The sequence below is a fragment of the Streptomyces sp. NPDC006743 genome, from assembly GCF_040703815.1.
Lineage (GTDB): Bacteria > Actinomycetota > Actinomycetes > Streptomycetales > Streptomycetaceae > Streptomyces.
In genome coordinates this window covers 85,176-103,900 of sequence record NZ_JBEYJA010000026.1, presented here as the reverse complement: position 1 = coordinate 103,900, position 18,725 = coordinate 85,176, and the positions used below count along the sequence as shown (strand labels likewise).

Here is an 18,725-nt window from a genome sequence, read left to right as displayed (position 1 = left end):
CTTCTTACGCCCCTGCGGAATCCGGTCCGCTCGGATCTCGAAGTCCATCGCACCCCTTGAACTGGGGTGTTGCAACGACTCCTAGAACCCAAGGGACCTCGTCGGCCCCATTGACGGGCCCTCGCCCCCTGCCTATCTTGCCGTTCGAAGTGCTGACCATTGTCCGATATTTCGAACGACCAACTGAGCCGCGGAGTATCCATGTCACGCACCGTCCGCACCCGCTGGAGACTCGGTCTCACGGCGAGCGCCCTCCTGGTGGCTGCAGCCACCGTCGCCCCGGCCCCGGCCCACGCCGAGGACGTCACCGACTACACGATCACCGTCGACCCGGCCGCCCGGGGCGCGAAGATCGGCAAGACCATGTACGGCGTCTTCTTCGAGGACATCAACCGCGCCGCCGACGGCGGCCTGTACGCGGAACTCGTGCAGAACCGGTCCTTCGAGTACTCCGCCGACGACAACAGCTCCTACACCCCGCTCACCGGCTGGACGGCCGACGGCACCGCCCAGGTGGCCGACGACTCCGGCCGGCTCAACGACCGCAACCGCAACTACCTGTCCCTCGCGGCGGGTTCCTCCGTCACCAACTCCGGCTACAACACCGGCATCGCGCTCCGCGACGGGCAGAAGTACGACTTCTCCGTCTGGGCCCGCGCCGGCCGCGGCACCACCCTCACCGTCACCCTCCAGGACGCCTCCGGCCCCCTCGCCACCGCGCGCCGGGTGGCCGTGCGCGGCGGTGGCTGGGCGCAGTACCGGGCCGCCTTCACCGCGACCCGCACCAGCACCACCGGCCGCCTCACCGTCGCCGCCTCGGGCGCCGCGGCCCTCGACATGGTCTCGCTCTTCCCCCGCGACACCTACCGGCACGAGCCCAACGGCCTGCGCAAGGACCTCGCCGAGAAGGTCGCCGCCCTGCACCCGGGCTTCGTCCGCTTCCCCGGCGGCTGCCTGGTCAACACCGGCTCCATGCAGGACTACAGCGAGGCCTCCGGCTGGCAGCGCAAGCGCTCCTACCAGTGGAAGGACACCGTCGGCCCGGTCGAGCAGCGGGCGGTGAACGCCAACTTCTGGGGCTACAACCAGAGTTACGGACTCGGCTACTACGAGTACTTCCGCTTCGCCGAGGACATCGGCGCCATGCCCCTGCCCGTCGTCCCCGCCCTGGTCACCGGCTGCGGCCAGAACCGGGCCGTGGACGACGAAGCCCTCCTGGAACGGCACATCCAGGACACCCTGGACCTCGTCGAGTTCGCCAACGGTCCGGTCATCTCCCGGTGGGGCGGTCTGCGGGCGCGGATGGGCCACCCCAAGCCCTTCCACCTCACCCACATCGAGGTCGGCAACGAGGAGAACCTGCCCAAGGAGTTCTTCGCCCGCTTCACCCGCTTCCGCGCCGCGATCCAGGCGGCGTACCCGTACATGAGCGTGATCTCCAACTCGGGGCCCGACGACAGCGGCACCACGTTCGACACCGCCTGGCAGCTCAACCGGGACGCCCGGGTCGGCCTGGTCGACGAGCACTACTACAACAGCCCCCAGTGGTTCCTGCAGCACAACGACCGCTACGACTCCTACGACCGCTCCGGGCCCAAGGTCTTCCTCGGCGAGTACGCATCCCAGGGCAACGCCTGGAAGAACGGCCTCGCCGAGGCCGCCTACATGACCGGCCTGGAACGCAACGCGGACGTCGTCGAACTCGCCTCCTACGCCCCGCTGTTCGCCGACGAGGACTATGTGCAGTGGCGTCCGGACCTGGTGTGGTTCAACAACCACGCCTCCTGGGGCTCGGCCAACTACGAGGTCCAGAAGCTGTTCATGAACAACACCGGGGACCGGGTGGTCCCGAGCACGGCGACCACCACCCCGGACGTCAGCGGCCCCCTCACCGGTGCCGTCGGCCTGTCCACCTGGGCCACCAGCGCCGCCTACGACGACGTCCGGGTCACCGCCGCCGACGGGACACCGCTGTTCGGCGACGACTTCTCCGGCGACGCCGCCCGCTGGACGCACACCGGAGGCGGCAGCTGGAGCGTCCAGGACGGCGCCTACGTGCAGAGCGACACCACCGCCGAGAACACCATGGTCTCGGCCGGCGACCCCGCCTGGCACGACTACGACCTGCACGTGAAGGCCACCAAGAAGGCCGGCAAGGAGGGCTTCCTCGTCGCCTTCGGCGTCAAGGACACCGGGAACTACTACTGGTGGAACCTGGGCGGCTGGAACAACACCCAGAGCGCCGTCGAGCAGGCCGTGGACGGCGGCAAGTCCACTCTGCTGGCCAAGCCCGGCACCATCGAGACCGGCCGCGCCTACGACATCGACGTCAAGGTACGTGGCCGCCAGGTGACCCTCCTGCTGGACGGCGAGGAATGGGGCACCTTCACCGACGACAGGCCGGCCGAGCCGTTCCGCCAGGTCGTCACCCGCGACGCGGCCACCGGCGAGCTGATCGTCAAGGTCGTCAACGCGCGTTCGTCCGCGGCCCGCACCGCGATCGACCTGGGCGGGGCGAAGGTCGCGTCCCGGGCGAAGGCCACCACCCTGGCCGCCGCGCCCGACGCCGTGAACACCGAGACCTCGGCGGCCGTCGTGCCCCGCACGTCCGTCTTCACCGGGGCCGCCGGCCGGTTCACCTACACCTTCCCGCCGAACTCCGTCACGTTCCTCAGAATCAGGCAGCAGTAGGCGGCCGGGCCGGCCCCTACGCCGTGGGCTGCTGTCCGAGCGGCAGCAGCCCACGCTCGGCGAAGACCTTCTTGGCCACGAAGGTGGCGTTCAGGGCCTTCGGGAAACCGCAGTACCCAGCCGCGTGCAGCATCGCCTCGACGATCTGCTCGGGCGTCAGACCGACGTTGAGGGCCGCGTTCACGTGCACCTCCAGCTGGGGCTCGCAGCCGCCGAGCGCCGTCAGCATCCCCAGGGTCACCAGCTGGCGGTCGCGCGGGACGAGCTGGGGGCGCGCGTAGATCTCGCCGAAGCCCCAGGAGACGACCTGGTGCCCCAGCTCGGGGCTGATGTCGGCGAGCGAGTCGATGACCCGCTGCCCCGCCTCGCCGTCCACGCTCCGCAGGACCTCCAGGCCGCGCGCGAAGCGCTCTTCACGGGTGGTGCTCTCGCTCATGTCGGGTCGTCCGTCCTCGTCCGCCGGCCGTGCAGCAGTCGTTCGTAGTGATCGATCTTCTCGTCCAGCGCGCCCGCGCCGCGGCGCAGCGCCCGCATCCGCGCGGCCAGTGCGGCCCGGTGCTCACGGAGCATCGTCAGCCGGTCGCCGACCGTCGCCTCGCCCTCGGCCCGCAGCCGGGCGAAGCGCTGCATGCCGGCGATCGACATGCCCGTCTCGCGCAGCCGCAGCAGGAACTCCAGCCAGGCCAGGTCCGCCGCCTCGTAGCGCCGCTGGTTGCCGGTGGTGCGGCCGACCCGTTCGATCAGGCCGGCCCGCTCGTAGTAGCGCAGGGTGTCGTGCGTGAGGCCGGTGCGCTCGGCGACCTGGGCGATGGTCAGAGTCGTTCCCCGGCCTCGCGGGAGGGGCTGTCCGCTGGTCATGACAAGACCGTAGAACCTGGAGCGCGCTCCAGGTCAAGGGCGGTCCCTCCGGGCACCTCCCGGCAGCCCCGCGCAGGCTCCGGCCCGCGAGCCGCGCGCCACCCCGTGAGCCGCCGCGTGCGTCGTCGCTTGCGCCGCGGCCCGCCCCCGGGGCCCGCGGCGTCACCGCTCCGACACCCGGCGGCAATTCAATTAACCGCCGGATCATTTACGCGACGGTTCGAGTTTCCCTGACGGAAACAGGGTGCCGGAGAATACTGCTGCGCATTCGAATTCGCGGCACCAATTCTGGGCGACGGCAACGGCCAACGGGAACTCCGGCCGTCCAGGCCGGCGAATCAGCAACGCGCGGGGAGTGATCTCCCCTCCCCCCGACGAGACGCCGTACGTCCCGAATTCCCTGGGAGCCTGCCGAGAATGGATCGCCCAAGCCTGCCGAGGACCGTTTTCGGAGCCGCGCGGCGACGAGCGGACGGGGGCGCCGGCGCCCCGGACGGCGGCCCGCCCGCCCCGCCCTGGTGGCGGCGGCCGGGACAGTCGGCCGCCCTGCTGGCCGCGCTGCTCACCGCCACCGCCTTCTGTGCCGCCGACGCCGTGGCCGGCAGCTACCCCTTCGGCCCCCGCACCCGCAGCGTCAACGACCTGGGCAACCAGTACGTGCCCTTCCACGCCCACCTGTGGGACCTGCTGCACGGGCGCGCCGACGGCGGACTCCTCGTCAACTGGCAGTCCGGTTACGGATCCAGCTTCCTGCCCGACCTGGGGACCTACCTCAGCAGCCCGTTCGCCCTGCTGGTCGCACTCTTCCCGCGGGACGAGATCGACCTCGCGGTCTACTTCGTGACCGTACTGAAGACCGCGTCGGCCGGCGCCGCCATGGCCTGGCTGCTGCTGCGCCTGCGCCCCGGCCGCTGGTGGGCGGCGGGACTGCTCGGCTCCGCCTACGCCCTGTGCGGATGGTCCCTCGCGGACGCCTCGTACAACCCCATGTGGCTGGACGGCCTCGTCGCGCTGCCCCTGCTGTGCCTGGTCGGCGAATGGGCGCTCACCGGCCGGCGCCCGCTGCTGGGCGTGGTGATCGTGGCGCTCGCCTGGACCGCCAACTTCTACACCGCCTACATGGCCACGCTCGGCGCCGCACTGGTGCTGCTGCTGCGGCTCTGGCTCGGCCGCCTGCCGCTTCGGCGCGCCCTGGCCGCCGCCGGGCGGGCCACGGTCACCGTCGTCCTCGGCGTGGGTCTGGCCGCACCGCTGGTGACGGTGATCTACCTCGGTACCAAGCACGCCTATCCGGGCCGGGTCACGCACTTCACGCCGGTGCCCGCCGAGGACCTGCTGGCCCGTCTGCTGCCCACCACGTACGGCTTCGGCAGCCCCGCCCTCTTCGTGGGCACCACGGCCCTGCTGCTCGCCCTCGCGCTGCCCTTCCACCGGGCAGCCCCGAAGCGGGTGCGCGCCGGATGGCCCCTGCTGGTGGCCGCCGTGACGCTGTCCCTGCAGTGGACGCCGACCCACCTGGCCTGGCACGCCTTCGCCACGCCGAACGGCAGCCCGTACCGGCAGGCCTTCGTCCTGTGCGCGCTGCTCGTCATCGCCGCCTGGCACACCCTCTCCTACGGCGCGCCGAGCCCGCGCGCGCTGGGCGCGGCGGCCACGCTCCTCGCCCTGATCGCCGCCGCGGCGAGCGGCAGCGGCCTGGTGCGCTCCTTCGCCTGGCCGGTGCTGCTCGCGGCCGCCGCGGCCGCCGTCGGCGGCCTGCTCCTCCTCGGCCGCGCGGAGCGCGGGAAGACGAGGGGGACCGGGGAGCCGGCGGGGGACGCGGCGCCCGCGGCCGCCGCCGGGGAACCGGTCCGGCCCGCGGACGAGGACGCGCGGCCCGCCGCCGGCGACGCCCGGCCGTCCCCCGACGCCGGCGGCCCGCCGGCCGCCGGGGCACACCCGGCCGGTGTTCCGCGCCCTCGGCCCGCCGTCGCGAAGCGGCGCCGTGCCGGGCTGCTCGCTCTCGCGGCCGTGCTGCTCGTCGGGGCCCAGCTGGGCGAGGCGACCGCCACCTCCGCCGTGGCGACCCGGCTGCGGCTGGCCCACCTGGACGACTACGCGCCCTGGGGAGGGCGGCAGCAGCGGCAGGCGCACGCCATAGCGCGGGCCGAGGACTGGCCCCGCTACCGCACCGACCCGGGCCGTGAGCAGACCGTGGGCAACGACCCGATGATGGTGGGCGGCCAGGGCGCCCAGTACTACAGCAGCCTCACCGCCGACGTCCTCAGCCGCATGCTCACCGCCCTGGGCGACGGCTGGACCTCCCGCGGCCGGAACCTGCAGAGCCTGGACAACGCCGTCACGGACGCGATCTTCTCCGTGGGCGCCCGCGTGCACTCCCCGCCGGACCAGCACCAGCACTGGAACCCGCGCGACCGCAGCCCGCTGACCGTGTCCCGCCAGGACGTGCCCGCACTGGTGACCGTACGCCCGTCCGGCGCCGCCGCGCCCGGCACGGCCGGTGTCTCCGCTCTGGGTCCGTCGCCGTACCGCAACCAGGAACTCGTGCTCGGCGCCCGCGTCTACACCGTGCCGTCCCTCACCGTGCGCACCTGGGGCGGGGAGCGGCCGGAACGCGACGGCGGCGCGGCCCGTCCCGGCCTGCGCATCGGCACCGCCCCCCGCACCGCCGGGGAGGCCCCCGCGCGCAAGCCGTCGGTCACCGCCCGGTGCCCCGCCGGCAGCGAGGTCTACCTGTGGGCGCCGCACTTCTCCGGCACCGCCCGCCTGACCGACGCCCCGGCGGGCGGCACCGGGGCGGGCGCCGGCCACGGCCCGACCGGGCGGTTCACCTCCGACGCCGCCAAGATCGCCGCCATGCAGCGGCTCGGCCGGGTCCCGGCCTCCGGGCGGCTGCGGATCGAGCTGGCCCCGACCAGGGCGGGGACCGTCCCGGACGGCGCCGTCGGCTGCCTGGACACCGCCCGGCTGCACACCGCCGTCGAACACCTCAAGGCCACCGGCGCGAGCGAGGTGACCGTCTCGGACGGCACGCTGCACGCCCGCCTCCCGGCCGGCAGCACCGGCACCGCCGTCGTCGCCGCGCCCCGGATCGCCGGCTGGCGGTGTGCGGCGGGCGGCGGCCCCGAGACTCCCGCCGAGCAGTACTACGGCCTGATCGCCGTCCCCCTGGACGGCTCCGCGACCAGCGTCACCTGCACCTTCCACCCGCCGGGCCTGCGCCTGGGCACCGCCGCCGGCGGTGCCTCGCTCCTGGTCCTGGCCCTGCTCGGCGTCCTCGGCGCCGTCCGCCGCCGGCGGGCCGCCGACCGTCCCGCCCCGCACCGCACACCCACACGCCCGCGCGAGCGCACGCCCAGCGCTCTCTGACCGCGCCCCCCGGGGAGAACCATGCTCATCTCGATCGTCGCCCCCTGCTACAACGAGGAAGACGTCATCGAACGCTTCCACGAAGCCGTACAGAAGATCGCCGAGGACCTGCTGCCGCTCGGCCACGACATGGAGTTCGTGTACGTCGACGACGGCAGCCGCGACCGGACGCTCACGCTGCTCCAGTCACTGGCCGCCGCCGACGCGCGGGTGCGGTACGTTTCCTTCAGCCGCAACTTCGGCAAGGAGGCCGCCCTGCTCGCCGGCCTGCGCCACGCCTCGGGGGACTCCGTGGTCGTCATGGACGCCGATCTCCAGCACCCGCCGGAGCTGATCCGGCGCATGGTCGAGCTGCGCGAGAAGGGCTACGACCAGGTGCTGGCCCGCCGCAGCCGCAGCGGCGACCGCCTCACCCGCACCCTCACCGCCCGCCTGTACTACCGCCTCGTCAACCGCCTGGTCGACGTGGAACTCAAGGACGGCGTGGGCGACTTCCGGCTGCTGTCGCGGCGAGTGGTCGACGCGGTGCTGGCGCTGACCGAGTACAACCGCTTCTCCAAGGGCCTGTTCGCCTGGGTGGGCTTCCCCACCACCACCTTCGAGTACGAGAACGCCGTCCGCGAGCACGGCAGCAGCTCCTGGACCCTGAAGTCCCTGCTCAACTACGGTCTCGACGGACTGCTCTCGTTCAACAACCGGCCCCTGCGCGCCGCCCTCCACCTGGGCATGTGGCTGCTGCTGTGCGCCGGGGTGTACACGGCGTGGATCGTGGGGGCCGCACTCGTCAACGGCGTGCAGACCCCCGGTTATGTCACGATCATCACGGCCGTCACCGCGCTCGCCGGCGTGCAGATGGTCATGCTCGGCGTCATCGGGGAGTACACCGGCCGGATCTACTACGAGGTGAAGGGACGCCCGCACTTCCTGGTGAAGGAGAGCAACGTGGAGCGAACGAAGGATCTCATTCCCTGATGCGTAACCCGATGACGAGGCAGATCGTCACCTTCGCCGTCGTAGGCGTTCTCAACACGGCGACGTACTACGTTCTTTACCTGTTGTTCCTCACGCGTTTGCCGTATCTCCTGGCGCATGTGCTCGCCTTCTTCCTCAGCATGATCGGCTCTTTCTTCCTGAACGCGCGGTTCACCTACCGGACCCGGCCGACCTGGCGGAAATTCCTGCTCTTCCCGCTGACGAACGCGGCCAATTTCCTGATCACCACGGCGGGGGTCTACCTCATCGTCGACGTGCTGCACGCGGGGAGCCGGTTCGCGCCGCTGCTCGCGTCCGCGGCGGCGATCCCGGTGACCTTCGTCGTCTCCCGCTGGATCATGCTGCCCAAGGCGGACCTCGCCTAGGATTGCATAAACGTGCGCCCATACGTATAGTCATGCCATCGAGGAGGAGGGTTCATGGCTGTACGTGTGGCGGTCGCCGGTGCCAGCGGATACGCGGGCGGAGAGGCGCTGCGTCTGCTGCTGGCGCACCCCGAGGTCGAGATCGGTGCCCTGACCGGCAACTCCAACGCCGGTCAGCGGCTCGGCGCGCTCCAGCCGCACCTGCTGCCGCTGGCCGGCCGGGTGCTCGCCGAGACCACGCCCGAGACGCTCGCCGGGCACGACGTCGTCTTCCTCGCGCTGCCGCACGGCCAGTCCGCGGCCGTCGCCGAGCAGCTCGGCCCCGACGTCCTCGTCATCGACATGGGCGCCGACTTCCGGCTGAAGGACCCGGCCGACTGGGAGAGGTTCTACGGCTCCCCGCACGCCGGCACCTGGCCCTACGGCCTGCCCGAACTTCCGGGTGGCCGCGCCGCGCTGGAGGGGTCCAAGCGCATCGCGGTGCCCGGTTGCTACCCGACCGCCGTCTCCCTCGCCCTGGTCCCCGCCTACGCGGCCGCGCTCGTCGAGAACGAGGCGGTGATCGTCGCCGCCTCCGGCACCTCCGGCGCGGGCAAGGCGGCCAAGCCGCACCTGCTGGGCTCCGAGGTCATGGGCTCCATGTCCCCGTACGGCGTCGGCGGCGGACACCGGCACACCCCCGAGATGATGCAGAACCTCCGCGCGGCGGCGGGCGAGCCGGTCACCGTCTCCTTCACGCCCACCCTCGCGCCGATGCCCCGCGGCATCCTCGCCACCTGCAGCGCCCGGGCCCGCGCGGGCGTCGGTGCCGAGGCCGTCCGCGCCGCCTACGAGAAGGCGTACGCCGACGAACCCTTCGTCCACCTGCTGCCCGAGGGGCAGTGGCCCGCCACCGCCGCCGTGTACGGCTCCAACGCCGTCCAGCTCCAGGTGGCGTACGACCCCGCCGCGCACCGCCTCATCGTGATCAGCGCCATCGACAACCTGACCAAGGGCACCGCGGGCGGTGCCGTGCAGAGCATGAACATCGCCCTCGGACTCGACGAGACCACCGGGCTTACGACGATCGGAGTCGCACCGTGAGCGTCACGGCAGCCAAGGGATTCCAGGCGGCGGGCATCGCCGCCGGGATCAAGGAGAACGGCAACCCCGACCTGGCCCTCGTGGTCAACACCGGGCCCCGCCGCGCCGCCGCGGGCGTCTTCACCTCCAACCGCGTCAAGGCCGCCCCGGTGCAGTGGTCCGAGCAGGTCCTGAAGACCGGCCGGGTCTCCGCCGTCGTCCTCAACTCCGGCGGCGCCAACGCCTGCACCGGCCCCAAGGGCTTCCAGGACACCCACGCCACCGCCGAGAAGGCCGCCGGCGTGCTCGGGGTCGGCGCCGTCGAGGTCGCCGTCTGCTCCACCGGCCTGATCGGCGTGCTGCTGCCGATGGACAAGGTGCTGCCGGGCGTCGAGACGGCCGCGGCGGCCCTGAGCGAGCACGGCGGGGAGAAGGCCGCCATCGCCATCAAGACCACCGACACCGTCCACAAGACCTCCGTCGTCACCGGGGACGGCTGGACCGTCGGCGGCATGGCCAAGGGAGCGGGCATGCTCGCCCCGGGCCTGGCCACCATGCTCGTCGTCCTCACCACGGACGCCGACCTGGAGGCGGACGCCCTGGACCAGGCGCTGCGCGTGGCCACCAGGGTCACCTTCGACCGCGTCGACTCCGACGGCTGCATGTCCACCAACGACACCGTGCTGCTGCTCGCCTCGGGCGCCTCCGGGGTGACGCCCGGCCAGGAGGAGTTCGCCGAGGCCGTACGGCAGGTCTGCGCCGACCTCGGCCGCCAGCTCATCGGGGACGCCGAGGGCGCCAGCAAGGACATCCAGGTCGAGGTGGTGGGCGCGGCGACCGAGGCCGACGCCGTCGAGGTGGGCCGCTCCATCGCCCGCAACAACCTCCTCAAGTGCGCCATCCACGGCGAGGACCCCAACTGGGGCCGCGTCCTGTCCGCGATCGGCACCACCGGGGCCGCCTTCGAGCCGGACCGGCTGAACGTCGCCATCAACGGCGTCTGGGTCTGCAAGAACGGCTCGGTCGGCGAGGACCGCGAGAAGGTCGACATGCGCTACCGCGAGGTGCACATCGTCGCCGACCTCGCGGCCGGCTCCGAGACCGCCACGATCTGGACCAACGACCTGACCGCCGACTACGTCCACGAGAACAGCGCGTACTCCTCATGACCCCGACGCGGAAACACACGGCACTGCCCAAGGCCAAGATCCTCATCGAGGCCCTGCCCTGGCTCACCCGCCACCACGGCAGGACCGTCGTCATCAAGTTCGGCGGCAACGCCATGGTCGACGAGGAACTGAAGGCCGCCTTCGCCCAGGACGTCGTCTTCCTGCGGCACGCCGGCCTCAAACCGGTCGTCGTGCACGGCGGCGGTCCGCAGATCAGCGCCGCCCTCGACAAGCACGGCATCGTCAGCGAGTTCAAGGCGGGCCTGCGCGTCACCACCGAGGAGGCCATGGACGTCGTACGGATGGTGCTGGCCGGGCAGGTGCAGCGCGAACTGGTCGGGCTGCTCAACCAGCACGGCCCGCTCGCCGTCGGCCTCACCGGCGAGGACGCGCACACCATCACCGCCACCAAGCACACCCCCGAGATCGACGGCGAGCCGGTCGACATCGGGCGCGTCGGCGAGATCACCGCGATCGACACCGGCGCGATCGAGGCCCTGCTCGCCGACGGCCGCATCCCGGTCGTCTCCTCGATCGCCCGCTCCCAGGACGACGGACATGTCTACAACGTCAATGCTGATACGGCGGCTGCGGCACTCGCTGCGGCACTGGGCGCCGAGACCCTCATGGTCCTCACCGACGTCGAGGGCCTCTACGAGGACTGGCCGAACTCCGACGAGGTGATCAGCCGCCTCACCGCGAGCCAGCTGGAGAAGCTGCTGCCGGACCTGTCCTCGGGCATGGTGCCGAAGATGCAGGGCTGCCTGCACGCCGTGCGCGGCGGGGTGAACACCGCCCGCGTCATCGACGGCCGGGTCCAGCACTCGATCCTGCTGGAGATCTTCACCGACGAAGGCATCGGCACGATGGTCGTGCCGGACGAAGAGGGGGAGTCGTGAGCAACGCGGAGCTGACCGCCCGGTGGCAGGGCGCGCTGATGAACAACTACGGCACACCGCGCCTGCCCCTGGTCCGCGGCGAGGGTACGAGGCTCTGGGACGCCGACGGAAAGCAGTACCTCGACTTCGTCGGCGGCATCGCGGTCAACGCCCTCGGCCACGCCCACCCGGCGGTCGTCGAGGCCGTCAGCCGGCAGATCGCCTCCCTGGGCCACGTCTCCAACCTGTTCGTCGCCGAACCGCCCGTCGCCCTCGCCGAACGACTGCTCCAGCGCTTCGGCCGCGACGGCAGGGTGTTCTTCTGCAACTCCGGCGCCGAGGCCAACGAGGGCGCCTTCAAGATCGGCCGGCTCACCGGGCGCACCCACATGGTCGCCACGCACGGCGGCTTCCACGGCCGCACCATGGGCGCCCTGGCCCTGACCGGCCAGCCCGGCAAGCAGGAGCCCTTCCGGCCGCTGCCCGGCGACGTCACGCACGTGCCGTACGGCGACGCGCAGGCGCTGGCCGCCGCCGTCACCGAGGACACCGCCCTGGTCGTCATCGAGCCCATCCAGGGCGAGAACGGCGTCGTCGTACCGCCCGCCGGCTACCTGAAGGCCGCCCGCGCCATCACCGCCGCGACCGGCGCGCTGCTCGTCCTGGACGAGGTGCAGACCGGCATCGGCCGCACCGGGCACTGGTTCGAGTACCAGGCCCACGACGGCGTCCTGCCCGACGTCGTCACCCTCGCCAAGGGCCTCGGCGGCGGCCTTCCGCTGGGCGCGACGGTCGCGTTCGGCCGCGCCGCCGACCTGCTGCAGCCCGGACAGCACGGCACCACCTTCGGCGGCAACCCGGTGGCCTGCGCCGCCGGACTCGCCGTCCTGGACACCATCGCGGGCGAGGGGCTGCTGGAGAACGTCAAGCGGCAGGGTGAACGGCTGCGCGAGGGGATCGAGGCCCTGGGCCACCCGCTGGTCGACCATGTCCGGGGCGCGGGGCTGCTCCTGGGTATCGTGCTCACCGGGCCGCACGCGCCACAGGTGCAACAGGCGGCCCAGGAGGCCGGCTTCCTCGTGAACGCGCCCGCTCCCGACGTCGTCCGGCTGATGCCGCCGCTGAACCTCGGCGACGACGACGTGGACGCGTTCCTCGGGGCACTGCCGGGCGTCCTGGACGTGGCCGACGGGGAGGGATGATCCGCAGAAATGGGACGACGATGAGTCAGGCACAGGACCACGAGCACAGTGACGGCTCAGCCGGGCCCGCCCTGCCGCAGACCCGCACCGCACGCCACCGCAGGATCGTGGACATCCTCAACCGGCAACCGGTGCGCTCGCAGAGCCAGTTGGCCAAGCTGCTGGCGGACGACGGGCTGAGCGTCACCCAGGCGACGCTCTCCCGCGACCTCGACGAGCTGAACGCCGTCAAGATCCGCAACAACGAGGGCGACCTCATCTACGCGGTCCCCAGCGAGGGCGGCTTCCGCACGCCCCGCGCACCGCTGGGTGAGTCCGCCAAGGAGGAGCGGATGCGGCGGCTCTCGCAGGAACTGCTGATCTCGGCGGAGGCGTCGGCGAACCTCGTGGTGCTGCGCACCCCGCCGGGCGCCGCGCAGTTCCTGGCCTCGGCCATCGACCAGGCCGAGCTGCACGACATCCTCGGTACCATCGCCGGCGACGACACCCTGCTCCTGATCAGCCGGGACCCGAGCGGCGGCCAGGCCCTCGCCGACCACCTGCTGAGACTGGCGCAGAACGGGCACTGACCCGCACCCCACCGGCTCGGACCCGGCCGCCCCGCCGACGGACGGCCGCCCCGCCGACGGACCGGCGCCGCGGCCGCGGGCCCCGGTCGGCCGAGGCGGGGCGCGGCGGGGCGGAGCCGGCCGGCCCGGTCGGCCGAAGTGGACCGGCAGGCTTGCCGGCCGAGGCCGGGCGGGTGGCCGGCTCGGTCGGCTGAGGTGAGGCGGGGCGGCAGACCCGGTCGGCTGAGCGGGCCGGAGGCGGCACGCCCGGTCGACCGAGGCGGGGCGCGGCGGGGGGGAGCCGGCCGGCCCGGTCGGCCGCAGCGGGACGGCAGGCTTGTCGGGCGGGGCCGGGACTGGGCCGGGGGCGCGGGGCGCAGGTCCGGTCAGTCCAGGTGGGCTGCCAGGCCGCTCGTGGACCGTGCCGCGCCGTCCGCCGTGATCATCAGCGCCTCCACGCCGGGGAGCGACTCCAGCCAGGCGAGTCCCGCCCGCGACCCCCTCGCGAACGCGGCCGTGGCCCAGCAGTCCGCCCAGGTCAGCTCGGGGGCCACCACCGTGACCGCCACCAGGTCGGTCACCGTGGGCCTGCCCGTGCGCGGGTCGGTGATGTGGGCGCCGCGCTCGGCCGTGCCGGAGGTGGCCACGGCCAGCCCCGCCCTCCCGGCCGACGAGACCACCGCGGCCAGGGCCCCAGGACGCAACGGGTCCGACACACCGACCCGCCACGGCCGCCGCGGTCCGGGGGCGCCCAGCACCTGCACGTCCCCGCCGCCGTTCACACTGACCGCGTCCGCTCCCGCCGCCGCGATCCGCCGCGCCGCCCGCTCGGCCGCCCAGCCCTTGACGATGCCCGTGGGGTCGAGGGACCCCCCGTGGCGCAGGCTGAACCAGCCCTCGCTGACCCGCTCCGCCTCGGCGCCCAGCGCGAGCACCGCGGCGACCTCGAAAGCGCACTCCCGCTCGGTGATCTCGCCGCGCGCCAGCCGGGAGACCTGGCTGTCCGCGCGGTAGGTGCTGAACAGCTCGTCGGCCCGGTGCAGCCCGGCCACCGCGTCGGCCAGCGCCGCCCGTACCGCGCCGGCCTCCCCGCCGCGGACGTCGAAGGAGAAGACCGTCCCCATGACCTCCTCGGCGTGCCGCACCACGGCCCGGGCCGCGCCCTCAGCCACGTGCCTGGTCCAGCGCGGACTGGAGCGAGCGCCGGTAGCCGTCACTGGTGTACGTGGCTCCTGAGACGGTGTCGATGTCCGCGCTCTGCGCGGTCAGCGCCTCCCTGCGCAGGGCGGGCAGGGCGTAGCTGTTGATCTCCTGGTCGCGGGGGTTGTCCGTGGGGTAGGCGACCGCGGTCACCTCCGTGATCCGGCCGCCGGCGACCGTGATCCGCACCTGGACGGGACCCCAGCGGGTCTGCACGCTCTCACCGGTGACGGTCCCGGTGCCGGTGGACCCGCCGGCGGCACCGCTGCCGCCCGACGCGGCCGGAGCCGGCGCGGGTGCCGCGACGATCGTCGCGGGTGTGTGCGGCTTGAGGGACAGCAGCATCACGAGACCGGAGACGGTCGCGGCGCTCGCCAGCACGATCCGGCGCAGCGGGCGGTTCTTCCTCAACGGGTGCACGGATGCCTCACAGTTCGAACGACTCGTGGTGGATACGCCGGTCCGGCACCCCGGCGGCCCGCAGCGCCGCGTACACGTCCTGGGCGAAGGCGTGCGGGCCGCACAGGTACACGTCGTGCCCGGACAGGCCGGGGACGGCGTCGCGCAGCGCCGCCGCGGTGAGGGCGGGGCGCCGGCCCTCCGCGTCGTTGAGCGCGTAGAGCACCCGGGCGTCGCGCCAGCGCGCGACGGCCTCCAGCTCGGCGCCCAGGGCCAGGTCCTCGGCGGTACGGGCCCGGTACAGCAGGGTGACCTCGCCGGGCAGCGTCTCGAACAGCGCCCGCAGCGGGGTGATGCCGACCCCGGCCGCGATCAGCAGCGACCGGACCGAGGTCTGCCGCTCGGCGGTCAGCGCGCCGTAGGGTCCCTCCGCCCACACCCGGGTGCCCGGCCGCAGCAGCGGCACGGCCGCGCTGTGGTCGCCGAGCGCCTTGACGGTGATGCGCAGCAGGCCGGGGCGGGGCGGCGCGGACAGGGAATAGGGCGTCGACGTCCGGCCCATCCCCTCGGCCAGGAACCGCCAGCGGAAGAACTGGCCGGGCCGGGCGCCGAGTTCGTCCAGGTGCCGGCCCCCGACGACCACCGAGTACACGCCGGGCGCCTCCCGGTGCACCGACTCGACCCGCATCCGGTGCCGCAGGTTGAGCCGCACCGGGACCAGCACGCGGAACCACAGCACCAGCGCGCTCACGCCCCCGTACAGCGTGTACCAGGCGGCGGTCGCGGCGGGCCTGCCGTTGAACTGCTCGCCCAGCGCGAGCTGGTGCCAGAAGGCGAGGAAGACGGCGGCGTAGGTGAGCAGGTGCGTGTAGTACCAGAACTCGTGGCTGGTCCGGCGGCGCACCGCACGCGCCGAGGTGACGCCGACGCCGAGGAGGACCACCGTGCCCGCGGTGGCCATCAGCATGTCCGGATAGTCCAGGACCACGGTGACCGCCTCGTGCAGCAGGGAGTCGTGGTCCTGGGCGGCGTACCCGGCCAGGACCAGCACGACGTGCGCGACCAGCAGGCACACCGTGTACCGGCCGGCCCGCGCGTGCCAGCGGGCCACCCGGTCCGACCCGACGCCGCGTTCCAGCAGCGGCACCCGGGCCATCAGGGCGACGAGCACCGCGCACGCGTAGCCGCACAGCAGTCCCGTGATCCGTCCGGCGCCGGTCAGCCAGCCCGCCGCGCCCACGACGGAGGCCGTGTCCGACCACCACAGGGCGAGCACCGCGACGGCCCCGGCCCACAGCAGCGCGGACACCGCGCCCGCCGGTGAGCGCCGGGGGACCGGCGGCACGGGCGGTGCCGCCCGCCGTTCGTACACCGTGGTCATGCCCGTCCGTCCTTTCACCGGTCCAGGACGCCACTGTGCGGGCCGAACCTCTGAGGGGGCTCTGAAACGGGACCCGGGCCGGCCCTTCACAGAGAACTCAGAGGCGCCCGCCGTCTCGCCAGCGCGGACGGTCGGCGATGCTGGTAGGGCCATGGACACACCCCGCCCGGCCCCCTCCGGCCTCCCCGCGCTCACCCGGCCCGACGGCACGCCCGTGCGCGTCCTCGTCGTCGACGACGACCCGGACCTCGCCGAGGTGCTCTGCGGAGCCCTGCGCTACCAGGGCTGGGAGGTGCGCGGCGCCGGGGACGGAGCCGCCGCGGTGGCCGGTGCCCGCGCCCTGCGGCCGGACGCCGTGGTGCTCGACGTGATGCTCCCGGACACCGACGGCTTCTCGGTGCTGCGGGAACTGCGCGCCGTGCGGCCGGACGTCTGTGTGCTCTTCCTCACCGCCCGGGACGCGGTCGAGGACCGCGTCGCGGGCATCACCGCAGGCGGTGACGACTACGTCACCAAACCGTTCAGCCTGGAGGAGGTGGTGGCACGGCTGCGCGGGCTGCTGCGCCGGGCCGGCATGGCCCGGCAGCAGGCGGACGGCCCGCGGCTGACCGTGGGCGACCTGGTCATGGACGAGGACGCCCGCGAGGTCACCCGGGCCGGGGAACTGATCGAGCTGTCCCCGACCGAGTACGAACTGCTCCGCCTCCTGATGCACAACCCGCGCCGGGTGCTCAGCAAGCCGCAGATCCTCGACCGGGTGTGGTCCTACGACTTCGGCGGCCAGGCCCACGTGGTCGAGCTGTACATCTCCTACCTGCGCAAGAAGGTGGACGCCGGCCGCGAGCCGATGATCCACACGGTGCGCGGGGCCGGTTACGTCCTGAAGCCGGCGCCGTGAGCGCCCCCGCGCGGGCCGCCGCTCGCGGGCCGGCACGGCGGCTGCCGTGGCCGCGGACGCTGCGCGCCCGGCTGACCGCCGGCCGGGTCGTGCTGCTCGCGGTGAGCTGCGCGGCCGTCGGGGTGGCGGCGGTGCTGGAACTGGACGGCTTCCTCACCGGCCGGCTCGACGAGCAGCTGCGGCAGACCGGCCCGGGTTTCGCCGAGAGCCTCGAACACGGGACTTACGGGCCCGACGGGGCAAAGGTGTCCAAGGGGTCCCAGGGCGCCGAGGCGGCCGAGGGATCCACGGGGGCCTCCGGGGCCGGGACCGAGGGGGCCGTCAAGCCGTCGGACCACGACGGCGACGAGCACGGCGACACCCGGCGCCAGGCCGCCGCGACCTTCGGCGCCCGGCTCGTCGCCGGCCGGGTCACCAACGCGGCCGTGGTCCCCTCCCGCTCCCATCCGGGCTTCGGCGTCACCCTCACCGCCGCCGACCGGGCCGCCCTGGCGGCCCTCCCGGCGGACCGCGCCGGCCGCACGGCGCACCTGTCGGCGCTCGGTGACTACCGGCTCGCGGCCTGCCCGGGACGCGACGGGGACGTCCTGGTCACCGGCCTGCCCATGGAGCCGGTGCGGGCCGCGGTCCACCGGCTGGAACTGGTCGCCGGGGGCGTCTTCGGACTCGGGCTCGCCGTCACGGGCGTCGCGGGCGCCCTGTGGGTGCGCTGGTCGCTGCGGCCGCTGAGCCGGGTGGCGGCCACCGCCACCCGCGTCAGCGAGCTCCCGCTGGCCAGCGGCGAGGTGGCGCTGCCGGCGCGCACCGGTGCCATCGATCCGCGCAGCGAGGTGGGCCGGGTCTGGGCCGCCTTCGACCGTATGCTGCACCACGTCGAGGACGCGCTGACCAAGCGGCACGCCAGCGAGGAACGGCTGCGCGGTTTCGCCGCCGACGCCAGCCACGAGCTGCGCACACCGGTCGCCTCGGTGCGCGGTCACGCGGAGCTGGCGCTGCTGCACCCGGGGCCGGTGTCGCCCGAGGTCACCCGCGCCCTGGAGCGCATCGCCGCGGAGTCCGCGCGGATGGGCGAACTGGTCGACGAGATGCTGCTGCTGGCCCGGCTGGACGCCGGCCGCCCGCTGGAGCGCCGGCCGGTCGACCTGACCCGCCTGGTCCTGGACGCCGTGACGGACGCGCGGGCGGCGGGTCCGGGGCACCACTGGGCGCTGGAGCTGCCCGAGGAGCCGGTGACGGTGACCGGCGACGCCCACCGGCTCCACCAGGTGCTGGCCAACCTGCTGGCCAACGCGCGGCTGCACACGCCCGCGGGCACGAAGGTGACGGTCTCCCTGGAGGTGGTCCGCGAGACCCGCGGCACCGGCGTGGTCCTGCGCGTCCACGACGACGGTCCGGGCGTCCCCGAGGAGGTCCGGCCGGGCGTCTTCGAACGCTTCACCCGCGCCGACCGCCGCCGCGCGGGTACGTCCGGCGGTGCCGGGGCGGGCCTGGGCCTGTCGATCGTGGCCGCGGTGGCCGAGGCGCACGGCGGCACGGTGGGCCTGGAGAGCCGCCCCGGCTCGACGGCCTTCACGGTGCGGCTGCCCGCCGGCGAGGACGGCGCCGCGGACGGCCGGCGCACGGCCGGAGGAAAGGGCGCCGCGGACGGCCCGCGCACGGCCGGAGGGCACGGCGTCACCGGATGACCCGCGCACGGCCGGAGGGCACGGCGT

The 18,725-nt window shown here is 73.6% G+C and carries 16 protein-coding genes; 11 read left to right on the top strand and 5 right to left on the bottom strand.

Features of this window, described 5'->3' with window-relative positions:
• Positions 1–201: 201 nt before the first annotated feature.
• Positions 202–2,691: an alpha-L-arabinofuranosidase C-terminal domain-containing protein gene (locus ABZ719_RS21920; protein ID WP_366726851.1), complete on the top strand. Its 2,490-nt coding sequence runs from the start codon at positions 202–204 to the stop codon at positions 2,689–2,691.
• A gap of 16 nt (positions 2,692–2,707) precedes the next feature.
• On the opposite strand, the gene ABZ719_RS21915 is transcribed toward ABZ719_RS21920, so the two are convergent.
• Positions 2,708–3,127 (bottom strand): carboxymuconolactone decarboxylase family protein, encoded by a 420-nt coding sequence (locus ABZ719_RS21915; protein WP_366726850.1) that lies wholly within the window; start codon positions 3,125–3,127, stop codon positions 2,708–2,710.
• The gene (locus ABZ719_RS21910; RefSeq protein WP_366726849.1) at positions 3,124–3,549 is read right to left on the bottom strand and encodes a MerR family transcriptional regulator; all 426 of its coding nucleotides are present in this window, start codon (positions 3,547–3,549) and stop codon (positions 3,124–3,126) included. The genes ABZ719_RS21915 and ABZ719_RS21910 overlap by 4 nt, the downstream gene beginning before the upstream one ends.
• Before the next feature lie 417 nt (positions 3,550–3,966).
• Here ABZ719_RS21910 and ABZ719_RS21905 point away from each other — a divergent pair, with 417 nt between their 5' ends.
• Genes ABZ719_RS21905 through ABZ719_RS21870 form a run of 8 tightly spaced genes read left to right on the top strand, consistent with a single transcriptional unit; the run spans position 3,967 to position 13,156 of the window.
• The gene (locus ABZ719_RS21905; RefSeq protein WP_366726848.1) at positions 3,967–6,918 is read left to right on the top strand and encodes a YfhO family protein; all 2,952 of its coding nucleotides are present in this window, start codon (positions 3,967–3,969) and stop codon (positions 6,916–6,918) included.
• Between the two features lie 21 nt (positions 6,919–6,939).
• Positions 6,940–7,890 carry a glycosyltransferase family 2 protein gene (locus ABZ719_RS21900; protein WP_366726847.1) on the top strand — a complete coding sequence of 317 codons (951 nt, stop codon included), beginning with the start codon at positions 6,940–6,942 and terminating at the stop codon, positions 7,888–7,890.
• Positions 7,890–8,276: a GtrA family protein gene (locus ABZ719_RS21895; protein ID WP_037860163.1), complete on the top strand. Its 387-nt coding sequence runs from the start codon at positions 7,890–7,892 to the stop codon at positions 8,274–8,276. The genes ABZ719_RS21900 and ABZ719_RS21895 overlap by 1 nt, the downstream gene beginning before the upstream one ends.
• 54 nt (positions 8,277–8,330) lie before the next feature.
• Positions 8,331–9,359 (top strand): N-acetyl-gamma-glutamyl-phosphate reductase, encoded by a 1,029-nt coding sequence (argC, locus tag ABZ719_RS21890; RefSeq protein WP_366726846.1) that lies wholly within the window; start codon positions 8,331–8,333, stop codon positions 9,357–9,359.
• The gene (argJ, locus tag ABZ719_RS21885) at positions 9,356–10,507 is read left to right on the top strand and encodes a bifunctional glutamate N-acetyltransferase/amino-acid acetyltransferase ArgJ (RefSeq protein ID WP_366726845.1); all 1,152 of its coding nucleotides are present in this window, start codon (positions 9,356–9,358) and stop codon (positions 10,505–10,507) included. Before argC ends, argJ begins: the two co-directional genes overlap by 4 nt.
• Positions 10,504–11,406: an acetylglutamate kinase gene (gene argB, locus ABZ719_RS21880; RefSeq protein ID WP_366726844.1), complete on the top strand. Its 903-nt coding sequence runs from the start codon at positions 10,504–10,506 to the stop codon at positions 11,404–11,406. Before argJ ends, argB begins: the two co-directional genes overlap by 4 nt.
• Positions 11,403–12,587 carry an acetylornithine transaminase gene (locus tag ABZ719_RS21875; protein WP_366726843.1) on the top strand — a complete coding sequence of 395 codons (1,185 nt, stop codon included), beginning with the start codon at positions 11,403–11,405 and terminating at the stop codon, positions 12,585–12,587. Before argB ends, ABZ719_RS21875 begins: the two co-directional genes overlap by 4 nt.
• A 20-nt stretch (positions 12,588–12,607) precedes the next feature.
• Positions 12,608–13,156 carry an arginine repressor gene (locus ABZ719_RS21870; protein ID WP_366726842.1) on the top strand — a complete coding sequence of 183 codons (549 nt, stop codon included), beginning with the start codon at positions 12,608–12,610 and terminating at the stop codon, positions 13,154–13,156.
• 365 nt (positions 13,157–13,521) lie between these two features.
• Here ABZ719_RS21870 and ABZ719_RS21865 read toward each other — a convergent pair whose 3' ends face one another.
• From ABZ719_RS21865 to ABZ719_RS21855, 3 genes are read right to left on the bottom strand one after another with little or no spacing between them, the layout of a single operon-like run.
• Positions 13,522–14,259 carry an FAD:protein FMN transferase gene (locus tag ABZ719_RS21865; RefSeq protein WP_366726854.1) on the bottom strand — a complete coding sequence of 246 codons (738 nt, stop codon included), beginning with the start codon at positions 14,257–14,259 and terminating at the stop codon, positions 13,522–13,524.
• 40 nt (positions 14,260–14,299) lie between these two features.
• Positions 14,300–14,755 carry an FMN-binding protein gene (locus ABZ719_RS21860; protein ID WP_366726841.1) on the bottom strand — a complete coding sequence of 152 codons (456 nt, stop codon included), beginning with the start codon at positions 14,753–14,755 and terminating at the stop codon, positions 14,300–14,302.
• Between the two features lie 7 nt (positions 14,756–14,762).
• A complete protein-coding gene (locus tag ABZ719_RS21855) occupies positions 14,763–16,115 on the bottom strand; it encodes a ferric reductase-like transmembrane domain-containing protein (protein ID WP_366726840.1) in 1,353 nt (450 codons plus the stop codon).
• Positions 16,116–16,266: 151 nt separating this feature from the next.
• Here ABZ719_RS21855 and ABZ719_RS21850 point away from each other — a divergent pair, with 151 nt between their 5' ends.
• Both ABZ719_RS21850 and ABZ719_RS21845 read left to right on the top strand, forming a co-directional pair.
• A complete protein-coding gene (locus ABZ719_RS21850) occupies positions 16,267–17,013 on the top strand; it encodes a response regulator transcription factor (RefSeq protein WP_366726839.1) in 747 nt (248 codons plus the stop codon).
• Complete coding sequence (locus ABZ719_RS21845) at positions 17,010–18,698, top strand: HAMP domain-containing sensor histidine kinase (RefSeq protein WP_366726838.1); 1,689 nt, start codon at positions 17,010–17,012, stop codon at positions 18,696–18,698. The genes ABZ719_RS21850 and ABZ719_RS21845 overlap by 4 nt, the downstream gene beginning before the upstream one ends.
• Positions 18,699–18,725: the final 27 nt, after the last annotated feature.

Excerpts from the sequence above, each read along its gene's own strand:
- ABZ719_RS21920 (WP_366726851.1), top strand. The coding sequence starts at position 202 with ATGTCACGCACCGTCCGCACCCGCTGGAGACTCGGTCTCACGGCGAGC.
- ABZ719_RS21915 (WP_366726850.1), bottom strand. The coding sequence starts at position 3,127 with ATGAGCGAGAGCACCACCCGTGAAGAGCGCTTCGCGCGCGGCCTGGAG.
- ABZ719_RS21910 (WP_366726849.1), bottom strand. The coding sequence starts at position 3,549 with ATGACCAGCGGACAGCCCCTCCCGCGAGGCCGGGGAACGACTCTGACC.
- ABZ719_RS21905 (WP_366726848.1), top strand. The coding sequence starts at position 3,967 with ATGGATCGCCCAAGCCTGCCGAGGACCGTTTTCGGAGCCGCGCGGCGA.
- ABZ719_RS21900 (WP_366726847.1), top strand. The coding sequence starts at position 6,940 with ATGCTCATCTCGATCGTCGCCCCCTGCTACAACGAGGAAGACGTCATC.
- ABZ719_RS21895 (WP_037860163.1), top strand. The coding sequence starts at position 7,890 with ATGCGTAACCCGATGACGAGGCAGATCGTCACCTTCGCCGTCGTAGGC.
- argC (WP_366726846.1), top strand. The coding sequence starts at position 8,331 with ATGGCTGTACGTGTGGCGGTCGCCGGTGCCAGCGGATACGCGGGCGGA.
- argB (WP_366726844.1), top strand. The coding sequence starts at position 10,504 with ATGACCCCGACGCGGAAACACACGGCACTGCCCAAGGCCAAGATCCTC.
- ABZ719_RS21870 (WP_366726842.1), top strand. The coding sequence starts at position 12,608 with ATGAGTCAGGCACAGGACCACGAGCACAGTGACGGCTCAGCCGGGCCC.
- ABZ719_RS21865 (WP_366726854.1), bottom strand. The coding sequence starts at position 14,259 with ATGGGGACGGTCTTCTCCTTCGACGTCCGCGGCGGGGAGGCCGGCGCG.
- ABZ719_RS21855 (WP_366726840.1), bottom strand. The coding sequence starts at position 16,115 with ATGACCACGGTGTACGAACGGCGGGCGGCACCGCCCGTGCCGCCGGTC.
- ABZ719_RS21850 (WP_366726839.1), top strand. The coding sequence starts at position 16,267 with ATGGACACACCCCGCCCGGCCCCCTCCGGCCTCCCCGCGCTCACCCGG.